Genomic DNA, 21562 nt, shown 5'->3' on the forward strand with positions numbered 1-21562 from the left:
ACTCCTGTTCATATTATGGTTTCCATATTCCAGAAAGGACCTGTAGAGCTTCTTTACCAATTCCCAGCTTATACCCCGACTCCGTATATCGAATGCGGTCTTGTTCGTCCAATACGTAGACGTGTGGGAAGCTATCTTCCCTCTCCGCAAGCTGTGACATAAAGCCCTGTAGTGAATCATATACGGAATCCCGGACAATCATGCTACCAGACGGCAGACTCGGATATCCGGAAGGATCGAACGATGCGGTCCATTTATCATCGCCGACCACGAGAATGATAGGGGCGCCGATTTTCGAGAACGGCTCAGCAAGCTCACAAATTTCGCGAATCAAATGCTTAGACGGCTCCCGCTCCGGTTCGATCCAAGCGATCAAGGCTCCTTTCGTACCCACCAGTTCCCCTAGTGTCTTATCTGTTCCGTCCGACAAGGCGAACATGCTGTTCCGATTGACTGAACCAAGCACCGGAATGTCAAGTTGAACTTTGCGGAATGACAGGGTCACCTCTGTTTGTTCACCGGCATACACCGTGAAATAAGTACAACGGATCTGTGCTGTTCCATCTTTCAGACGCATGCCCGTTATCATTCGGTAAGATCCCTGCTCGACTTCGAACGGCTCATCGTACACATCCAATTTACCTTGCGGATAGAGCAACGTTGTGTAGATTCCATTCTCCAACCGCGCAAAAGTGAAGTTCTCAGAATACGAAGCTACCGGGGCTTCCGTTGCCGATTCGACATCCCGAAGGCATTGCAGTGTGCCATTATTCTTCTTCTCCGTATCCTGATCTGTTTCTTTCCCGAATACCGCATCTTCCCAGCTATCATCTGTCATATATTGCGGCTTCTGTTCACTCGGATGCAGTCGTGCCGGAATTCCTAGGCTGCGGCAGACGGTTACGAACAGAATATCAAGGGAAGTACGGTCTCCCTTCTTCAACTGGAAGGTACCTAGGGGTGTTCCCTTGCCTTTTAATTGGGACAAATCTTCCCTGATCTCCCACTCCTCATTCAGACGACGCACCAGATCAGATGGGCTCGCTCTAAATATAGCCGATTCCGCTTCGGTGAATTCGCCTTGGAAAAAGCGCTTATACGGTCCAAGCATTTCATATTGTACACGCGGACAAAGGATATACCGAACAAAGATATCTTCCGGATACTCTCCTTGTTGAGAGAGGGATCCGATCAGGTGATCGTCCAAAGTATCACGGAACGTATCTATCAAATCTTTTTCATTCAAGCTTTCTAGTAGACGCAGCGGCCACTCGCCATAGTCATGACAACGTTCCTCCAGGAAAGCTGCAATTTCGCGGCTGTTCCCACGCGCTTTGTGCAGCACATCCCATACCCGCTCAGGCTGTAGGTCAAGTATCCGAGCGATATCACTCGCTTGAGCTTCATCTACGAATGTCTCCTCGTAGCTTTTCCGGATCAGCATTCCTTTCTCGAGACGGCCGTTATGCCGCTGTATCTCTTCCTCGGATACCGGTTCTGTTGCGTCACCCTCCCGTTCCGGCGGCGGGACCAGATCAAAATCCACCGTTCCTTCTGGCTGCTGTGTCTGGTCAAGAACGACCTCGAAATGTTCACCATCTGCAACTGTGATTTTCTTTTCACCCCACCGGCCTACATGTACCGCTCGAATGACAAGATCACCAAACCCTGTCTTGAATGAGACCTCGCCCCATTCGTTCGTCGGTAGCACGGCAATGGGTGATAATTCGGCCGTGTTGTATAACTCGAAGAATACCTTGGCACCTTCAACCGCCTGACCGTTCTCATCCTTCACAAGAACCGTGATTGTCCGCGTAGGTGCATAATTACCGAGTAGATTGATTTCCGTAAACCACTCGTGAGCAAGCGTGATGTCCTCCGGACCAGGATAGTTCGCAGGAATCCGTGTGTTAATAAGCATCGCTCTTCGAGCGGGTGGACTAAACCATCCTTGGTTCAGTCGTGGTTCCGGTTCACATGCGCCGATGTAAACCCACTGCCCATCAGCCCATGCCTCCACCCAAGCATGGTTATTGTCGCAATGAGCCCAGCGTGGGGTATAACACTGTCGGGCAGGAATGCCTAAGCTTCGGAGCGCCGCAACCGCAAGTGTCGATTCTTCGCCGCAGCGGCCACGCGCATTCCTAATCATCGTCAGCGGCGAGATCGTCCGCGAATCACTTCCAATATATGTTGCTTTCTCATGGCACCAATAATTCGTCTCTAGAATGGCCTCCGCCATTGACAAGTTCACGATACGATCTGCCAATTCATCGAATAAGATGCCTCGACAATCTTCGATATTCTCACTATTCACCCGGTACGGTAACACGAAATTTAGAAATAGGGAGTCAGGAACCCTTTCGCCCCATGGAACCTGCTTGCGGATGTCCAATGTTTGGCGGACATGGCTCAAGAATAATGAACCTTCGTAATCGGCCAAATCATTCAAAGGCATATACGCATACAAGAATTTGAGTGCCCATGTCTCTTCTTCAGTTAGTTCCTGCCGAAATATATTGAACAACTGAACATTTCGCGCCTGAGCGACAAGCTGCTTCTCGCCGAACTTACGCTCGATAAGCTCCATGGTCCGATCATCCAATGAGAACACAGAAGTTTGAATAGTCATTAGTTATTACTCCTTCCACAACTTTCCATCTTCCCTGATATACAGGGTTGCGCTACCGTCGGATGACGGCGCTGAAATCAGAAACAGTCTGCTGGTTGCCTCGATTGTTGGTGTAATACTCCATGCCTCGTTCCCCATCAACATCTTCACATCTGTGGTAAATTCACCGTTGTTTGCGAAGAAATTGCGCTCACGATAATAAAGCTTACGTAGCTCCCACTTCATGCGTTCATCTGGTGACGGCTCAAAGTATTCAGGGCCGTACTTATCAGCAAACACGACATAGCCCCATAATTCCGGATAATGCATATTAATAATTCCCATCGGTGACCACACCCAGTTATCCTCTGGATAAGGCTTCCCTGTGTCTGGATTCACAACCTTGCAGTATTCGTCTTCCTTAACCTCTACGCGCCAATCAACGCGGGAGAAATTAACGCGCCAGAATTCACCTTTTACCGGAGGGCGGCCTTCGAGCGCGCATTCTCTCAAGCTAGTCCAAGGCATAGCCACCTCAACACTCCATTTTCGATTTACCGCACTTGGACAATTCAACTCACCGTCAATATGCACTGCCGTCTGTAGTCCGTTAATATCCCAGGCATTAACCGGAGGCCCGCCATCACGATATGGCTTGACCAGCAGCAGATCCCATACCGTGTTCAACGCATTGATTTCGAACTCGTAATATTGGTGCGTATCTCCGTCAGGATCAATGAATATTTCAAAATCGTTATCATAAAAAATAACCGAATCTCGTTCCGTCAACGTAGCCCAAATCTGTTCTTCCATCAATTCCGCCGCAAAGTAAAAATAATCATCGTCCCACAGCATTTTCACTCGGGTTCGTTTCGTAGGCTTCGGACGAAGGTCTCCTTCAATATCAACGAAATCGTCACTCCAATCAGCTTCCGTCCAGAAATGCTTATCCACACGACCGTCCAGAATGAGTGGTTCAGTCGCGCGTTTACAAATATAATGTTTCGGAGCATATTCAATGTTCGGCTCCGGTACTCCACTTTGATTCACGTCATTCCCTCCTATCGTTTTTACGTTTAAGCCTTAAGATCGTATACTTAGCACTAATTTAATCCTATTTCCATAATGATACTTCTCGTATTTGTTTGATTTTCTTGTTATCATGAAACAATGAATGGCAAGCAAATAAATAACAATACATAGAAACTTCATCATCGAGAATTTGCAGGAGGACAAATATATGAAACCGAATTACTTTAAGTCCAAACTATTCTTAAAATATTTCTGGTCCTACTTGTTCATTTTGATCATCCCATTAGTCTTCATTACGTTATTCATCTATGGAAACGCTGTCACTAATCTCCGGGCTGAGATTGAACGTTCTCATCTCAATCAATTAACGCAAACCAAAAATATCATTGATGACCGGATAAAAGAAATGAGTGACATCGCTTCGCGTATCTCCTATGACGAGAGGCTTACTCCATATCGGGTTCATGATCCCTATTTGGGCAGAGAAGCCATTCAAGCACTGGATCAATATAAAGCACCCAGTTCCATCATTGGTGAAATGCTCTTGTACTTCCATAATGATAAACGCATTTACTCTTCACAAGGAATGTCGAGTCTAGACGTATTTACGGACAAGTACAATTTCCACAATTGGACTCCTAAAGACCTTATCTATGATTTGAACAGCGTCAAATTACCAACGATGCGCCCGGCGGATCTCCTCAACCGCAACTCCTTTCAACAATCGATTCTGGCTTATCTTGTTCCGATTACACCGAACAGCCCTAGCCCGCACGGAACGGTCATGTACTTCATCAATGAAGCTGAACTTACCAGCTTAATTGATTCGATTCTAGGTAATTACCAAGGGCTATCTTATATTATTGATAACAACGGCCAAATTCTAACCGATAACCGTCAAGGTGAATCCCTTATGGAGGCTGAGGCCAACTTCCTATTTGGGCTGTCTCCAGGGATTCACAGCCAGACATTAAACGGCAAACAGCATTCCATCGTATCCGTTAAATCAGAAAATAACGGATGGACATATGTGACATTGATGCCGAGCGCTCAATTCTTCAGCAGCGTCCTGCATGTTCGCAGCTTCATTATCATGTTGTTCTCCATCGTCGTGCTCGTCGGAGCTGCGATCGCGATTATGCTGGCCCGAATTCAATACCAACCCATATCCACTCTGGCGGAATTCGCTAATTCCAACGCCAAACCAAACCGATTAGCCAACAAATCTGTCCAATCCGGTAACGAGCTTGAACGAATTCGGACTTTACTTGTAGATTACAGCTCACGAGTAGACCTTCAAGAGCCCTATGCAAGAAATCATTTTCTCTTCATGCTGTTGAAATACGGAAGCGCTCAAAACCAACCGCCAGATCTCTTAGAAATATTCAATCTTCAATTCGACCGAACTCACCACTTCGTTATGCTGATCGGGTGGGGCGAATTGGAAGACGGGCAAAACAATAAACAAGATAGACAGGAGATCATTGAGCTTCTTGCCCGGATGGAGTTCCACGAACTGGCTGCACATGCCTACGGCGTTGAACTTCCTCAACCGAAACAACTCGCGCTCATTGTCAGCTTCAATCTAGATGCCGCCATGCAAGAGTTCATCCATGTCCAACACATTGTCCAAGACATACGCGGCAATATACTCGAAATGGTCGACGTTATTCCAACGATTGGCGTTGGGACCTGTTATTCTAGTCCTGACCAACTTAATCAATCCTTTATTGAGGCCTGTTCCGCGTTTGAATTACGCACGTCAACCGATCATGGCACCGTCACTTTTTTCGAGAAGCTGTCCTATACGCCAGACCACACGTACTGGATCCCAGATAACGTGTTACTGAAGCTCTCACAAAGCTTGAAGCAAGGAAGCTATGCTGTAGCGGCACAGATCATCCGCCCGGAGTTCCGTCATTTGAATACATCAGAAATTTCCGCACTGCTTATGCGCTGCATCTGCTTCGACATTCTGAATACGATGCTGAAGACTGCATCTGAACTCGGCATCGATAACGCGATGCAGGAAATGGCCCCTCATATGATGTTCAATTCATTGGATGAATTGGAGCGCAGCTTCCTAAATATTGCTTCCCGGATCTGTGCTCAGGTCGAGCGTAATCAGATGAAGAAAGAGCATTCCCTGATGGATCAAGTTATTGCCTACATTAACAGTCACTATATGGACCATAATCTTAGTCTTGAGACGATATCCTTCGAGTTCGCCATCTCTCCTTCACATGTTAGCCGTTCATTCAAGGAAAAGATGGGATTAAACTTCATCCCGTATATATGGCAAAAAAGGATGGAAGAGGTTATGCACCAATTAAAAACGACGAACGACCCATTAAAGGACATTATTATGCGAGTCGGTTATCTCGATACACCGAACTTCATCCGTAAATTTAAGAAGGAAACCGGATTGACCCCTGGCCAATACCGTAAACTTCACACAGAGAACGAGCGGATCAAATCGGGCACTTGACCCTCATTAAAGAATAGCCATGATGCAAGCTCAAGCTAACCCGATCACCATGATGCATGGCCGGGTTAGCTTGCATCTCACGTTAGACAGTCTATTTATTTGTTACTCGACGTTCCAACGATCGTATGCACCCTGATAAATTTCCACGATACGATTACCGCCCATCTTTTCAACTTGAGCCTTGTATTTATCCCAATTGGAGAGAGGTTCCTGGCCCGTTACGAATTTCGCTTCCATCTGTTTGACATACGTATCTAGATCAGACCGTAAAGTGGAAGTCTCAGACTGCTCCTCATTCGATAAATAAACACTTGGGAAGGGCGCTTTGGCGATCGGAATCAACTTCTCTTCATTTTCCTTATCAAGCCATAAGTCGAAATCACTTCTTAATCCGTTAGTAAGATCGCTTCGGTTCATGCCTGGAGGGACGACACCATTATTAGGTGTAAGCTTTCCCTTATATTCATCACGATTACCGCCGCCAGGAACAGGAAGCCATTCTTTCATATGATTCTCTTTGTCAGTATATTTCCAGAGTATGTTTTCAGGTCCTTGTGCGAACAGAGAAGCACCCTCATAACTGTATTGGTAGTCCACCCAGCGCATAGTTGCTTCTGGAGCCGGATTGCTGCTAGAAATGGCAAAGGTGCCACTCGTAGAAAGACCAGGATGTTTACCATACACAGGAGAACCCGCGATTTCACTCTCCACCAGTGTCATCATTGGGTTACTGCTGTCCGGCTCGCCACCCAAAGTGAAGTTAGGAAACCACTCGCTAAACAGTGCAAGTTGGTTGTTTATCCCCTTAGCCTTCTTCTGATCATTTGTCTGCGAGAACGTCTCGTGGTCGAGCAGGTTATCATTCCACAAACGATTCATGAATGTGAGGTAACCTTTGTATCCTTCTTCCGTATATGGGTAGTGTACTTTGTCTTCCTTATCGACATAAATATCCTCACTGTACATCCCCCAGAAGCCAAAGAAGTACATGCGTAAATCGTCAAGCTTCACGGATGAGAGCGGAATCTCATCTTGCTTACCATTCCCGTTTGGATCCTCTTCCTTAACACGCTTCAGATAGGTGTAAAGTTCTTCCGTCGTCTTAGGTTCTGATACACCAAGGGTTTTTAAGAACTTTCCGTTATACCACATAGGACCACGGTACCAGACGGCAGACAAGTCGATATTCGGTAACGCATAAATATGACCATCAGGCGTCGTAATTGACTTGCGGATATCCGGATTCTCATCCAGAATTTTGGTGAGGTTAGGTGCGTAATTTTCAATCAAATCATCGAGCGGAATAAGTACGCCCTGACTTCCATATGTCACTTGTTCCGATTTCCCAATATCCGCCGCGTAGAATATGTCTGGTAAATCACCGCTGGCAAATACGAGGTTCTTCTTCGTTAAGAAACTTTCAGGTGTCGCATTGTTGTACTCCATCTTGATGCCTGTTAATTTTTCCATTTCCTGAAGCACAGGCATCTCTTTCCAGTCTTGAATCCCTAAGTCCTGCGACATCATCTTCAAGGTAAGTGGCTTACTAACAATCGGGAAACCCTCTTTCTGGACGTCATCAGCCGTCTTGGAAGCACTGACTTCATCTGAAGTCTCATTGGATGAGCCGCAAGCTGATAATAAGGACATGGACAGTGTGAGACATAACAAAAGTGCTGATGCTTTACGAATCTTTCTCATGAAATCATTCTCCCCTTTTTATCATTTATAAGATCAGCCCTTTACGGACCCAATCATGACCCCTTGTACAAAGTACCGCTGAAGGAACGGATAGATTGCGATAATTGGCAACGTTGAAACGATGATGACTGCGTATTTAACCAGAGCCGCGACTTCTGCCTTGTTGTTAAGTGCCAACGCCGTCGTCGCATCCATAGATCCTCCTGGTTGTGCAGACATTTCTTGCAGAACTAGAATTTGACGCAAGATCAACTGCAGTGGGAATTTAGATTCGTCGTTTAAATAAATAAGAGCCGAGAAATAGCTGTTCCAGTTACCTACACCGTAGAACAATCCCATGACTGCAATGATCGGCATCGACAAAGGTAGAACGATTCTGAAGAACAGTCTCATATTGGTGCATCCGTCGATTTGAGCGGCTTCTTGCAGTTCATTCGGAATTGTAGACTGAAAGAACGTCCGAGATACAATGATATTCCAGATCGACGCTGCCGAAGGGATCACAATCGCCCACATGGTATCGACCATACCTAGATTTTTAATAAGTAAATAGCTCGGCACAAGGCCTCCCCCGAAGAACATGGTGACCATAAACATACCCATAAAAAAGTTGCGTCCAACAAAGTCTTTACGACTCAAGGCATATGCTGCTGGCAACGTGACGATCAGATTGATCATCGTTCCCACCACGGTATAGAGGATGGTATTCATATACCCCGTCCATATACTCGAGTTCTCAAACACTCTTTTATAACCATCAAACGTAATGCCTCTTGGCCAAAGCCACATTTCACCGGAACTGACAAGCTTCGGATCACTAATGGAAGCACTAAGCATATACACCAGAGGATAAGCCACAACAATAAAGGCTAAAAACACATAAATATAGGTACAAATAACAAATACCTTGTCTCGCCCCGTATCTTTAACAGCGGAAATCATTTGATTCACCCTCTTCCTCTACCACAAACTATTCTCATTGGTACGGCGCACGATTTGGTTCACAGCAATTAACAGGAATGCGTTAACAACCGAGTTGAACAAGCCAACCGCCGTAGAGAAACTGTATTGGGCATCTACTAGTCCCGAACGATATACAAATGTCGAAATGACGTCCGATGCTTCCATGTTCAGTTGGTTTTGCAATAGTAGTATTTTCTCAAACCCTACGCCTAACAAACTACCCACACTCAGAATCAATAGAATCGTCATAGTTGGAACGATCATTGGAATGTTGATATATCTGATGCGTTGAAGTCTCGTAGCTCCATCAATAATAGCTGCTTCATGTTGCTGTGGATCCACGCCGGATAGAGCTGCCAAATAAATAATCGTACCCCAGCCAGCACTCTGCCAAACGCCTGAGAACACGTACATCGTCTTAAACCATTTGGGATCCGTCAGGAATTGAGGTGCGTTAAATCCAAGCCATTCAATGATGTGAACGACAATACCCGATGAGGGAGACAAGAATGTAATGATCATACCACCCATAACGACGACGGAAATAAAGTGAGGTGCATACGTTACCGTCTGAACCGTCTTTTTAAATGGCCCGTTCCTCACTTCATTAAATGCCAGCGCCAAGATAATCGGAATTGGAAATCCAACGGCCAATTCATACAGGCTAATGCTGAGTGTGTTCCATAGCAAATCCCAAAAGTAATACGAGTTGAAAAAGCGAATAAAATGGTCAAAGCCAACCCACGAACTGCCTAGAATACCTTTAGTAGGAACAAAGTTCTTAAATGCAATCTGTATACCATACATCGGCCCATAATGGAAAATAAGGAAGTAAAAAAATGCTGGCGCAATGAATATATACAATTCCCAGTTCTGAATTATTTTGTTCCGTCTCTTCTTCTTTTCGTTCTTCCCCTTCACTTTCGGGATCACGCTACTTGTTATGATACGGGTACTGTTTGTATCCTGCATAGTATCTCACCCCCTCTTGATTAAGTTAGTGTTTCTCTAGCTGTTATCCACGCTACGATTCAATTGTTGGTAGCGCTTACAAAAAGAATAGCCGATAGCAGATGAATTCGTAAATATGTCATTTTGGTTCATTCCAAAAACCGCATACTAACAGGCATAACACGATAAATGATGGTTGTACCCGACCTAGATAACATGTGTAATTCTTGATCAAAATCCTCTGTTTATGACTCTGCGCAAATTCGACCAACCTCATCCGTAGATACCTACACATACTTAGCAATTCCATATTTCTTGGAAGCATCGAGCAACACTTGAGTACCGAGGACATTAGTCTTAACAAAAGCTTCCGGATTCAGAATACTCCTATCCACATGAGACTCTGCTGCAAAGTTAACGACTACATTGATTCCTTGCTGGAACAGCTGATCTATCGCCCTAGCATCTGTAATATTTAATTTTGCAAAAGAGTAATACGGGTGATTCTCGATCATTTGAAGTTTCTCCAAATTACCCGCATATGTTAAAGCATCTATATTTACGATCTGATATTCAGGATGCTCCTTAAGCATATATATCACGAAATTACTACCTATAAAACCGGCACCACCGGTAACAAGAAGTTTCACAAACAGTTTCGCCATCTCTTCTCCAAAGATATTACTTCCATTTAACTCATTACGTTCAATGTATGCATCATTACAGCAGTAATTTCTAATTCTCCGCGCTTTGATGATTTTGGTGTTTTTTGTTGATATCAATACCATAAGATCAAGCTTATCTGGATCGCCTTGTAGATTTGTAATAGATAATTGACTTACTACGAATCTAACAACGATTATTTCAACATAACAAAAAGCTTGATCCATCCCCAAACGTAGAATGAATCAACCTTTATTAGCATATAAGCTATGCCTGCATTATTATTATTTCACTAACTGCCCTCGCGTTATACCAAGCTGATTCGTTGCCTTAAGTAGCACAGCATCCGGCTGTAATCGCAAAATGTTGTTGTGGTATCCATTCTCTCCTGAGCCACTTCTGGAAAGTAGACTTTTAATTCTAATCCAGAACTACTAAAGCAGCTACCCTCTGTGAATAGGGGTTTAGCCGTTACTATAGAATGAACAACGACGACCACACTCCGGGTCGTCGCTTTACGATAAAATAGCTATGACTATGAATGCTCAATCTGATGAATCGTTTGCTTCATATACTGCAAAAGGCCTTCTCTTAGCTCCTGATGTTGCAGTGCATAGTGGATCGTCGTCTCAATAAAGCCTAACTTCTCCCCTACATCATGTCTTTGCCCATCGAAGTTGTAGGCGAGTATTCTCTCTAACTCGCCCAGTCTAGCAATAGCATCTGTCAGCTGAATTTCACCATTCACGCCAGCGTTTTGTTCACCGAGTAGATCAAAAATATGTGGCGTTAAAATGTAACGTCCCATTATAGCCAGATTGGATGGGGACTTTTCCTGTTTCGGTTTCTCCACCCATCGATTAGCCTGGTATACCCTTTCTTCTATTAACGAAGCATCCACAATTCCATACCTAGATACTTCGTTCCACGGGACAGGCTGCACACCTACAACGGAGGATTGGTACTGCTCATACACATTCATCATTTGCTTTAGACATGGAACTTCCGATTCCACTATGTCGTCTCCCAGCAGGACAGCAAAAGGCTCATTACCAATAAACTTGCGGGCACACCAGATGGCATGTCCTAATCCTTTCGGTTCCTTCTGGCGGATATAGTGAATGTCAGCCATTTCTGATGACTTGCGAACTTCACTAAGTAGGTCCCACTTCTCCTTTGATTCTAGATTGTGCTCCAATTCAAAGGAATAGTCAAAATGATCCTCGATTGCCCGTTTTCCTTTCCCAGTGACGATAATAATGTCTTCAATTCCTGAGGCAACCGCTTCCTCTACAATATATTGAATGGTGGGCTTGTCCACGATCGGTAGCATTTCCTTGGGCATAGCTTTTGTAGCAGGTAAGAAGCGAGTTCCTAAGCCCGCGGCAGGGATGATTGCTTTACGGATTTTCATGAGAAACCTCCTTCATATCTGTAAGTAGAACTCTTCTATGCAATATAACACAAGTAATACACTGCAATATACTCCCATATTTCTATCCCTAATTAAAATTTACTCTCATTATAACAAAAAAGATTGATCCATCCCATACGTAGGATGAATCAATCTTTATTAGCACATAAGCTATGCCTGCATTATTATCATTTCACTAACTGTCCACGCGTTACACCAAGCTGATTCGTTGCCTTCAGTGTCCGCCATACTTGCGTACCACTAATCTCTCCAAGCATTGCACGTTTGTAAAGATCAATGACTTCATGCACCTGCTCAGGGGTTTCTTCAAGGAATTCGATACGGTACTTGGATACACCAAGCTCCATGAAGTTAGTCAAGTATTCGGCACCAGACTGCTCAACTGCATTATAAACAGTGTTGCGGCAGCCTTCGTCTACACGAACGGGATGGGACATCCCAATACGGTCTTGTAAGGAAACACGGTGTTCCTCACACGGACGCCCACAGTTCGTGAAATCCGTACCTTCACTAAGGAACGTACAATATACGCAGTGTTCTGTATGAAACATCGGCATATGCTGATGGATAACGATCTCCATCTTAGATGTGTTAGCACGACCCAGCATATCTACCATCTGTTGAATGTTCAGGTCATAGGATGGAGTGATCATATCACATCCGGATTCAATGAACAGATCTGCAGTCTTATGGTTAGCAATGTTCAATGAGAAATCACCAATGATCTCTGGATGGTAAGCATCTGGTTGTTCTTGACGATGGCGCAAATAGAAGTATAGTGCCCCCGTATTACGAACTAGTACAGCATCTGGCTGTAATCGTAAAATGTTGTTATGGTATCCATTCTCCCCTGGCATATGAATACGCGGTGTTGCCAACGCAATTTTTGCACCAGCGGCACGAACAGCTTCTACCGCTGCCGGGAACTGCTTAATGAACTCAAAGTCAGCATAGATCATTCCTACGCCTGCTTCGAGAGCAGCCTGTACTTGTGGCAGACTGCGGCACAGAGCGGTAAGCTCCGCTTCGCCGCGCTGAACTGGCTGCGATGCGCTTCTCGTAGCATCGCTGTAAACCGAAACCGCACGCTTCACGTATACCGGCGGCTTCGGACGCTCGCCGGCAAGTTGCTCCACCGCACGGCGGCGGATACTGTTCAGCTCGCGCATAGGGACAATGACGTCCCCTTGTAGCTGGACGTCAAGCTGCTCAAGCTGGAACACAGTTCCGCCTAGGCGTCCGAATTGCTCTTCCAGCAGAGCATAATCCATCGGCCGCTTCTGGGCAGCTTCAAGCTCCATCTCCGAATCTACACGAACGGTCGTCCCCTTCTGTACATCGGTCCACCATGTCGTAAGTAAACCACCGATATGGCCTACAGCTTTCACATGAACTGGGAATACCCGGTAAGGCTTCTCTGTCTCATAGGTTTGGCGAAGTCGTCTATCCAGTGCAGGATCATTCGTCTTCCAGACGCGGTCACCAATGTTTAGTCTTTGCAGATTGACATCATTACGCCCTGGAATAATATCAATGATCCAGCCCTCACCCGCTTCACCTTCCAGCTTCACGCCTTTACGACGGATATCGTAGACGCGACCGCCTTCTTCCTTCTGCGTTGGATCTCCAGCGTCGAACACAATGCCGTCACCCTTCTTCAATGGCGCATCTATACGGCAGACTACGCCATCACGTAGGATCTGCTCTACTCGACCTAGATATACCCCGCGACTTTTCGGGAATGTCCCATCTACAAGTTTCTTATTGTTCGTACCATCAAGAAAACCATGTGTAAGACCACGAGAGAAACTTTGCTCAAGCTCTCTTATTTCTTCCTTACTTGGGGCTGTAGAATCACCTTCGAAGTATCGATCAATCGCCTTGCGATACTTGCTAACTACATTCGCAACATATTCAGGAGTCTTTAAACGTCCTTCAATTTTGAAAGAGATCACACCCGCTTCAATCAACTCCGGCATAATATCAATAGCTGCTAAATCCTTCGGAGATAGTAAATAAGTCACATCCCCCATAGGCTTCTGCACACCATCAACCATCAGGTCATAAGGCAAACGACAAGCCTGTGCACATTCCCCACGGTTCGCAGAACGTCCGCCCCATACTTCCGAAGTTAAACATTGTCCCGAGTAAGAGACACACAGTGCTCCGTGAACAAATACTTCCATAGGGAGTCTTGCTTGATCCCCAATTTTCTTAATCTGCTTCAGGTTGTTCTCACGACCAAGCACTACCCGTTCAAAATCCCAAGGCTTCGTGAACTCCACCGCTTCTGGTGAAGTAATCGTCATCTGTGTTGAGCCGTGGATTGGGAAATCCGGTGAAATTTCACGCACCATTTTGACAAGCCCCAAATCCTGTACGATTATGGCATCTACTCCAGCATCGATACACGCCTCAACCAGTTCTTTCGCATCGCTTAATTCATTCTCAAACACAAGAATGTTGAACGTTAAGAAACCCTCAACACCATAACTATGCAGAAACGCCATAATCTCAGGCAGTTCATCCATTCGGAAATTGTTCGCACGTGCACGAGCGTTAAACTTTTCCACACCGAAGAAGATAGCATCCGCACCATTCGCCACCGCTGCACGCATACAGTCCCAATCTCCGGCTGGCGCTAGTAGTTCAACGTCTCCTCTTTGTATTCCTTGATTCTTCATCTATATCCTCCCAAACCATCCCTTAGGACAGTGGACTTTAATCCATTCGATCTATTGTAGCAAATATCGCACCAAGCTTCTACCTTTCCCAATCATTTCAACTCTCTGAACAACAACAAAGAGCAGCCCCTTAGGACTGCCCCACATGCTAGTTGAACTGTTTATTCAATACAAAAGACTTCAATGTCGATTCGAGTATGCTCTTCTGCAGTTCCGTTGCATTCGAATCATTCAGCGATGTTGTGATGGTATAAGTCACACCTTGATTACCAAAAATAATTTGGCTCCCTGTATAGGGAATACCGTCCTTAATCTGATGTAATTTAATCATTGTAGCAGGAACACCCGCGAACGTCGTATTTTCAGTACTTTGGATTTTTAAATCCTTCTGGTTCTTAATCGCTTCATTATAGTAGGCCTTCAGCTGGTTAACAGCAGCTTCAACTGAACTATCCTTCTCTACTGTGATCATAAACCGTCCACCTGTAAACTCATACTCCACCGGAGAATATTCGAATCGATCTTCATATGCCGTCCAATATTGTGGAATATTGATTTTATATTGAAAAGCTTTGGAGCTCTTCGTAATCGTCTTCAACTTATCTATCAGATAAGTATCTTGCTCCATACGCCCGTATGTTTCAGATACTACCTCGTATTCAATCTCGATGGACTTGATGATGTCCTTGAACTTATTGAGATCAGCAATCTGATCATCAGGTACCGAATACTCGACGTAGTAACGGAACCCATCCTTCTGTAGCATCACTTCATACTCTGTCACCCAGCCATCTCCGTAATTGTACTTCACTTCGTTAACCAACGCCTTGTTGCCCGATAACTGAATAGGATACGTATCTACAATTTTATAGGATTCTGTGACAAAAGACTCCTCCATCCACTTCTTCATCTGTGTACTCCATTCCTCAAGAGTAGAATCTTTAGGAACAGATGATACATTTAGCTTCAGATAACTTCCCTCTTCACTTGTATAGTACATGCTCGAATTGTTCATACTCCACTCCGCGGGTACGTTTAGAGTAATACCGTAATCATTGTTGTAAACACTGCGCATCCCATCAATGACGTTCGAAAGATCCTTAACTGTCACATCATTCTTGTTAAACTCTGGTTTAAAGGAATTTAGAAATGCTGAATACTTACTTAAGTCTTTATAGTTACTAGCATGCAAATCGGCAAGATACACTTCATATAATCGTTCATTGTGATAGTAGGCTCGACATTCCCATAGAATGTCATCACTATCTTTAAGAATAATACTAGCGTAAGGGACTTTAGCATTGGGGAAGGTTTCACGATCCAGAATGACTTCTCCTGCGCTCTTAGCTTCCTCAACTAATTGTTGCATTAAATCATCTGCTTCAAGCTCCACATCCTGCTTGTCAGCATGAACCTCAACATAATAAGCTTCCTCAGCATCACTAAAGGTAGCAATATTCTCATATTCTCCCCCTGAACCGATAATAAGCTCGGTAGGGTAATTGATCGTCCATTCATAGAAACTATTTCCGATCTTCGTCTTACCTACATCACTATCGATTCCTGATACATCGGGATTAGCTGCATTTTGCTTAGTCTCAAGACTAATCGACAGCGTACCATCCGCACTACTGCTCACCTTCGCACCAATTCCCTGTGCAACTAAGCGAAGCGGAACCATTAATGTACCAGATACCATAGTTGGTGCTGTTGTAAGTTTAGACTTTTTCCCATCTATCCAAGCAATATGCTCATCAATGGTCATAACTAAGGTATGAGGTCCATTTAACACCTTTACGATATTTTCTTTCTCTAGTCTAATTTGACTACCGAAGGCTTTTTTGAACACACCTACGGGAACCATTGTAATTCCGTGAGACGAATAGGGTTTAGCTATAGATAATTGCTCACCGTTAATACTAGCCTTACTGCTTCCTACTCTTAGCTTGAGCTCTTGCTTGTGGCTCTGATCTGCAAACACGGGAAGTGCCATGCTTGTCAGTAGTACTAAGATACCTAATACACTACACACCCATATACGTAATATTCTCAACGCTCTACGTCCTCTCATCCCCATCATATTTTCACTCCGTCTGTTACTTCATCAAGGGTCACGTCTTTACTACTTAATACCAACTTGCGAATCACGATATCTCCATCACTCTGCATCATTAATTTAACAGTCTGACCAGATACATACTTCTTGAATAGCTCGTTAATATCAACCACGGAGGTTACCGTATGTCCATCGATACTATAAAGCACATCACCCTCTTGTATTCCTGCTTTTACAGCTTCCGATGATTGTACCTTCGTAATCGTTAAAGGATCGTCCGTAGGTAGGCCTACAATAGCTGACCAGCTTTCTTCGAGTTCCAGCCCGAGACTTGGTCGACTCACTTCTCCAGATTGTAACAAGTTACTCGTAATGTATTGAACAGTCTCTGATGGGATGGAAAAACCCATATTCTCAACACCAACCGCAGCAAATTTCATAGAATTGATTCCGAGCACCTCACCCTTCATATTGACAAGGGGTCCCCCACTATTACCAGGATTGATAGCCGTATCCGTCTGAATCAATCGGTATGAAGCATTCAACGCACGATTCAGCCCACTCACGACACCAACTGATGCAGAATTCCGCAGTGAGAATGAGATCGGCGTTCCAATGGCTATTACCTTCTCCCCAACCTGCGTATCTTTAGCTGATTTGGCGAACTTAGCTACTTTAAGCGATTTGGCATTGATTTTGATTAGAGCAATATCACTGGTCACATCCACACGAGTATCTGTTATTCTGTAGGTATCTCCCTCCGAGGTCACTACCACAGCGTTGGACAGACCTTCAATCACATGAGCGTTGGTTACAATCCAACCATTTGACTTAATAATAACACCTGTACCATGCGTTAAATTATATCGATCCACACTATCATTCTGACTACTACCTGTGGCTTTTCCTATAATACCCACGACGGATGGTGATATATTTTTTACAATTTGAGGTACTGGATCAACGATATTCGTCTCCGTACTTTTAACTGTTGTGATCGCCTTATTCACTTTAGATTTCGCCTCTACAGCGGATGCCCCGCTCGTTAGCATTAGGCCACACAATAGCACAACGACACTTTTCTTCCCCACCTTACTCATTTCTCCTCACCCCAACCTCTCTATGTACTCCTCAAAATTAATAGGCTATATATCTATCTCTTACTCTTAGTTATATGAGGATTAATCCAAATGTATCACATCCACGTAGACTCGGGCAATTGCTGAAAGCCCTATATTTATTAAATAATCGAGGTAACCTATTCCATTTCATACAGTAGAAAGTAATGCTTTCAATCTATCCCTTCTGAAATATTTCATTTGAATTATTTTTCAGTTTTTCAGTATGACAAAAAAGACCCCTTTAACTGCTACCCCGCAGAAAGGTGTCTTTATATGTATCCCTTATTCCTTGATGAACGCTTATTCTAGCTTAGCCAACCTAATATCATTGCGTAATCCGAGTACAGAAATACCAATAGACTAACGACAGTGAATCCAATCGCGAATTTGTTCTTGATAGGTTCTCCTAATAAACGAATCAATCCAATCAAAATAAGCACCGTAAACGCAATCATAAAAATATCAAACGTATTAAAGTTGGATGGAGCTTCTGCAGCAGCTTCTGCCAAAAACATAAATTAAACCTCCCTCTAAATAACCTTACGTGATATTACTCATCTATATATATGTTATCCTCGACTAGAGTCTTATGCAAGCATTTCTGTACTAAAAAAACAAATTTGTCGCAAAAAATTCTTTTGAATCACTTGAAATCGGGGTACAGAGGTGATTTTTATCATTGATTCAGGTAATTCTAGTCATTCATTACGGTTCAACACTAAAATCGGTGCTAGAAAATATATCGAGTTAATAAATGACCGCTACGCGGATGGATTGTCCAACCGAATCGCTGTTGCCCCCAAATTTTCTTGAATATACCGCTTTGCGGTTAAAATTCAGGGACAAAGCGTATGCTTTCGAAGTAGCTTTTCAAGCAGAAAAACCGACTTCACCGTCCCTAGCAAGCTGGACAGTGAAGTCGGTTCTACTTTGCTCCTCTAGCTATGCACTTCAAGTGCCTGACTACGAGCTGTATCCCGTTCAAGAATAGGCTTCAGATATTTACCGGTATAGGATTCTTCAACCTTAATAATCTGCTCTGGTGTGCCTGTAGCAATAATCGTTCCACCACCACTACCGCCTTCAGGACCCAGATCGATCACGTAATCCGCTGTCTTGATGACATCCAGATTATGCTCGATCACAAGCACAGACTCTCCTGAATCTACTAAACGGTGTAATACTGTAAGCAATCTAGAAATGTCATCTACATGCAGACCTGTGGTTGGCTCATCTAATATATACATTGTCTTGCCTGTGCTACGACGATAAAGCTCTGAAGCTAGCTTCACACGTTGTGCTTCACCACCTGAAAGTGTCGTTGCAGGTTGACCCATATGGACATACCCCAATCCCACATCAAGTAAAGTTTCTAGTTTACGATGGATACGTGGAATGTTCTTGAAAAATTCAGTAGCATCTTCAATCGTCATCTCCAACACATCCGCAATACTTTTATTTTTATATTTCACTTCTAAAGTCTCACGATTGTAGCGTTTGCCTTTGCATACTTCACACGGAACGTATACATCTGGCAGGAAATGCATCTCAATCTTAATAATTCCGTCACCACGACAAGCTTCACAGCGGCCTCCTTTAACATTAAAGCTGAAGCGACCCTTCTTATAGCCTCGAACCTTCGCTTCATTCGTCTGAGCGTATATATCTCTAATATCATCAAACACACCTGTATAAGTGGCTGGATTTGAACGTGGTGTACGTCCAATCGGGGATTGGTCAATATCAATGACCTTCTCCAAATGCTCCAGTCCTTTAATTTCTTTATGTTTACCCGGGCGTAATTTAACAGCTTTATTTAACTCACGTGCTAGCTTCTTATATAAAATTTCATTAATAAGCGTTGATTTCCCAGAACCCGATACACCTGTTACAGCAGTGAATACACCTATTGGAATTTTGACATTAATATTCTTAAGGTTATTCTCTTTGGCGCCTTTGATCTCTAACCAACGATCATCAGGCTTTCTCCGTTTAGAGCTTACTGGAATGAATTTACGTCCACTTAAGTACTGCCCTGTTAGAGAATTCGGATTATCTATAATTTCTTGGGGTGTTCCTTGTGCGATAATTTCACCACCGTGAATACCCGCCCCTGGACCAATATCGATAATATAATCGGCTGCCATCATCGTGTCTTCATCATGTTCCACTACAATCAGCGTATTACCCAAATCTCGCATATGCTGAAGTGTAGAGATCAATCGATCATTGTCTCGCTGATGCAACCCAATACTTGGCTCATCTAGAATGTACAGTACGCCCATCAAGCTAGAACCAATCTGCGTGGCAAGACGAATACGCTGTGCTTCTCCTCCGGATAACGTGCCTGCTGCACGACTTAAGGATAGATAGTCTAAACCAACATTGACTAGAAAACCTAAGCGGCTATTAATCTCCTTAAGGATCATATTAGCAATCGTGCGTTCCTTCTCACTCAACTCAAGACCATCAAATAACCGCATCGCTTCACCAATGGATAAGCTAGTGACATGAGCGATGTTATGATCATTAATTGTCACTGCTAACGTTTCTTTCTTGAGACGGTGCCCCTTACATACTTCACATGGCTTAGCACTCATGAATCCTTCAATAAAATCACGAATACCGTCTGAAGCTGTATCCCGATATCGACGTTCTAGATTTGGAATGATTCCTTCAAAAACCACAAGGGCTTCTTTCCGCTGTCCGAAATCATTCTCATAACGGAAACGGATTTTCTGTTCTCCTGTCCCATGTAACAGCTTGTCCATGTGTTCTGAGCTAAGTTGACTCACAGGTACATTCTGAGGAATGCTGAAATGTTCACAAACGGATTGTAGAAATTGCGGATAATAATTGGAAGTACTTCCTGTCCAGGCAAGAAACGCTCCATCTTCGATCGATTTGTCCATATCAGGAACTAATAAATCTCGATCGACAATCATCTTCACACCCAGACCATCACATTCAGGGCAAGCACCAAATGGACTGTTAAAAGAGAACATCCGCGGAGAAAGCTCTTCTATACTGAATCCACAAATCGGACAAGCAAAATTTGAGCTGAACCGAAGCTCTTCTTGTTCCATAACATCAACTAACAATTGACCGCCAGATATCTTTAGGGCGGTTTCAATTGAATCAGCTAGCCTAGATTCCACTTCATCTTTAATAACAATACGGTCTACGACAACTTCAATCGTGTGCTTCTTATTCTTCTCTAACTCAATATTCTCTGATAAATCACGTAATTCTCCATCCACTCTAACGCGAACAAACCCTTGTTTACTAATATCGGCAAAGACGGTCTTATGCTCACCCTTGCGGCCCGAAATAACAGGAGCTAGCAATTGCAAGCGTGTCTTCTCAGGATACTGCATAATCCGATCTACCATTTGCTCAATAGTCTGAGATGTAATCTCGACTCCATGCTCTGGACAATGTGGATGCCCTACCCGAGCATATAACAAGCGTAAGTAATCGTACACTTCTGTAACCGTCCCTACAGTAGAACGAGGATTACGGCTTGTGGTCTTCTGATCAATAGAAATCGCTGGCGATAACCCTTCAATAGAGTCTACATCCGGTTTCTCCATCTGCCCTAGAAATTGACGCGCGTATGCGGACAGGGACTCCACATAACGACGTTGACCTTCGGCATAAATCGTGTCGAATGCTAGTGAAGATTTACCTGAACCGCTTAGTCCTGTCAATACTACAAATCGATCTCTTGGAATTGTAATATCGATATTCTTCAAATTGTGGGCTCTGGCACCCTTGATAATAATGCTCTCTATCGCCAACTGACATTCATCTCCTTAGCATCTTGCTCATATATCAAGAGAACGACAGTCATATGG

At 44.0% G+C, this 21562-nt stretch carries 12 protein-coding genes and 1 pseudogene; 1 reads left to right on the top strand and 12 read right to left on the bottom strand.

Annotation, left to right across the window (positions count from 1 at the left end; translation table 11 throughout):
* Positions 1-13: 13 nt before the first annotated feature.
* Both UB51_RS19845 and UB51_RS19850 read right to left on the bottom strand, forming a co-directional pair.
* Entirely contained in the window at positions 14-2632 is a 2619-nt protein-coding gene (locus UB51_RS19845; RefSeq protein ID WP_044878767.1) for a transglutaminase domain-containing protein, read from the bottom strand.
* 6 nt (positions 2633-2638) lie between these two features.
* Positions 2639-3661 (bottom strand): carbohydrate-binding family 9-like protein, encoded by a 1023-nt coding sequence (locus UB51_RS19850; protein ID WP_044878768.1) that lies wholly within the window; start codon positions 3659-3661, stop codon positions 2639-2641.
* 190 nt (positions 3662-3851) lie between these two features.
* On the opposite strand from UB51_RS19850, the gene UB51_RS19855 reads away from it, so the two are divergent.
* A complete protein-coding gene (locus UB51_RS19855; protein ID WP_044878769.1) occupies positions 3852-6131 on the top strand; it encodes a helix-turn-helix domain-containing protein in 2280 nt (759 codons plus the stop codon).
* Between the two features lie 102 nt (positions 6132-6233).
* On the opposite strand, the gene UB51_RS19860 is transcribed toward UB51_RS19855, so the two are convergent.
* The 10 genes and pseudogenes from UB51_RS19860 to uvrA form a co-directional block, all read right to left on the bottom strand.
* Positions 6234-7832, bottom strand: coding sequence for an extracellular solute-binding protein (locus UB51_RS19860; RefSeq protein WP_044878770.1), 1599 nt, complete (start codon positions 7830-7832; stop codon positions 6234-6236).
* Between the two features lie 33 nt (positions 7833-7865).
* Positions 7866-8774, bottom strand: coding sequence for a carbohydrate ABC transporter permease (locus UB51_RS19865; protein WP_044878771.1), 909 nt, complete (start codon positions 8772-8774; stop codon positions 7866-7868).
* Between the two features lie 18 nt (positions 8775-8792).
* Positions 8793-9767 (bottom strand): ABC transporter permease, encoded by a 975-nt coding sequence (locus UB51_RS19870; RefSeq protein ID WP_044878772.1) that lies wholly within the window; start codon positions 9765-9767, stop codon positions 8793-8795.
* A gap of 269 nt (positions 9768-10036) precedes the next feature.
* Positions 10037-10396: pseudogene (locus tag UB51_RS19875) on the bottom strand (GDP-mannose 4,6-dehydratase); the annotation flags it as partial.
* A gap of 548 nt (positions 10397-10944) precedes the next feature.
* Positions 10945-11823, bottom strand: coding sequence for a UTP--glucose-1-phosphate uridylyltransferase GalU (gene galU, locus UB51_RS19880; RefSeq protein ID WP_044878773.1), 879 nt, complete (start codon positions 11821-11823; stop codon positions 10945-10947).
* A gap of 188 nt (positions 11824-12011) precedes the next feature.
* Entirely contained in the window at positions 12012-14528 is a 2517-nt protein-coding gene (locus UB51_RS19885; RefSeq protein ID WP_044878774.1) for a U32 family peptidase, read from the bottom strand.
* A gap of 148 nt (positions 14529-14676) precedes the next feature.
* The gene (locus UB51_RS19890; protein ID WP_234405477.1) at positions 14677-16608 is read right to left on the bottom strand and encodes a stalk domain-containing protein; all 1932 of its coding nucleotides are present in this window, start codon (positions 16606-16608) and stop codon (positions 14677-14679) included.
* Positions 16605-17684: a S1C family serine protease gene (locus tag UB51_RS19895; protein WP_044878776.1), complete on the bottom strand. Its 1080-nt coding sequence runs from the start codon at positions 17682-17684 to the stop codon at positions 16605-16607. The genes UB51_RS19890 and UB51_RS19895 overlap by 4 nt, the downstream gene beginning before the upstream one ends.
* A 326-nt stretch (positions 17685-18010) precedes the next feature.
* The gene (locus UB51_RS19900) at positions 18011-18220 is read right to left on the bottom strand and encodes a hypothetical protein (RefSeq protein WP_044878777.1); all 210 of its coding nucleotides are present in this window, start codon (positions 18218-18220) and stop codon (positions 18011-18013) included.
* A 423-nt stretch (positions 18221-18643) separates the two neighbouring features.
* On the bottom strand, positions 18644-21505 hold the full coding sequence (gene uvrA, locus UB51_RS19905; protein WP_044878778.1) for an excinuclease ABC subunit UvrA: 2862 nt from the start codon (positions 21503-21505) through the stop codon (positions 18644-18646).
* Positions 21506-21562: the final 57 nt, after the last annotated feature.

Origin of the sequence: Paenibacillus sp. IHBB 10380 (assembly GCF_000949425.1) — a bacterium.
GTDB lineage: Bacteria > Bacillota > Bacilli > Paenibacillales > Paenibacillaceae > Paenibacillus_AQ.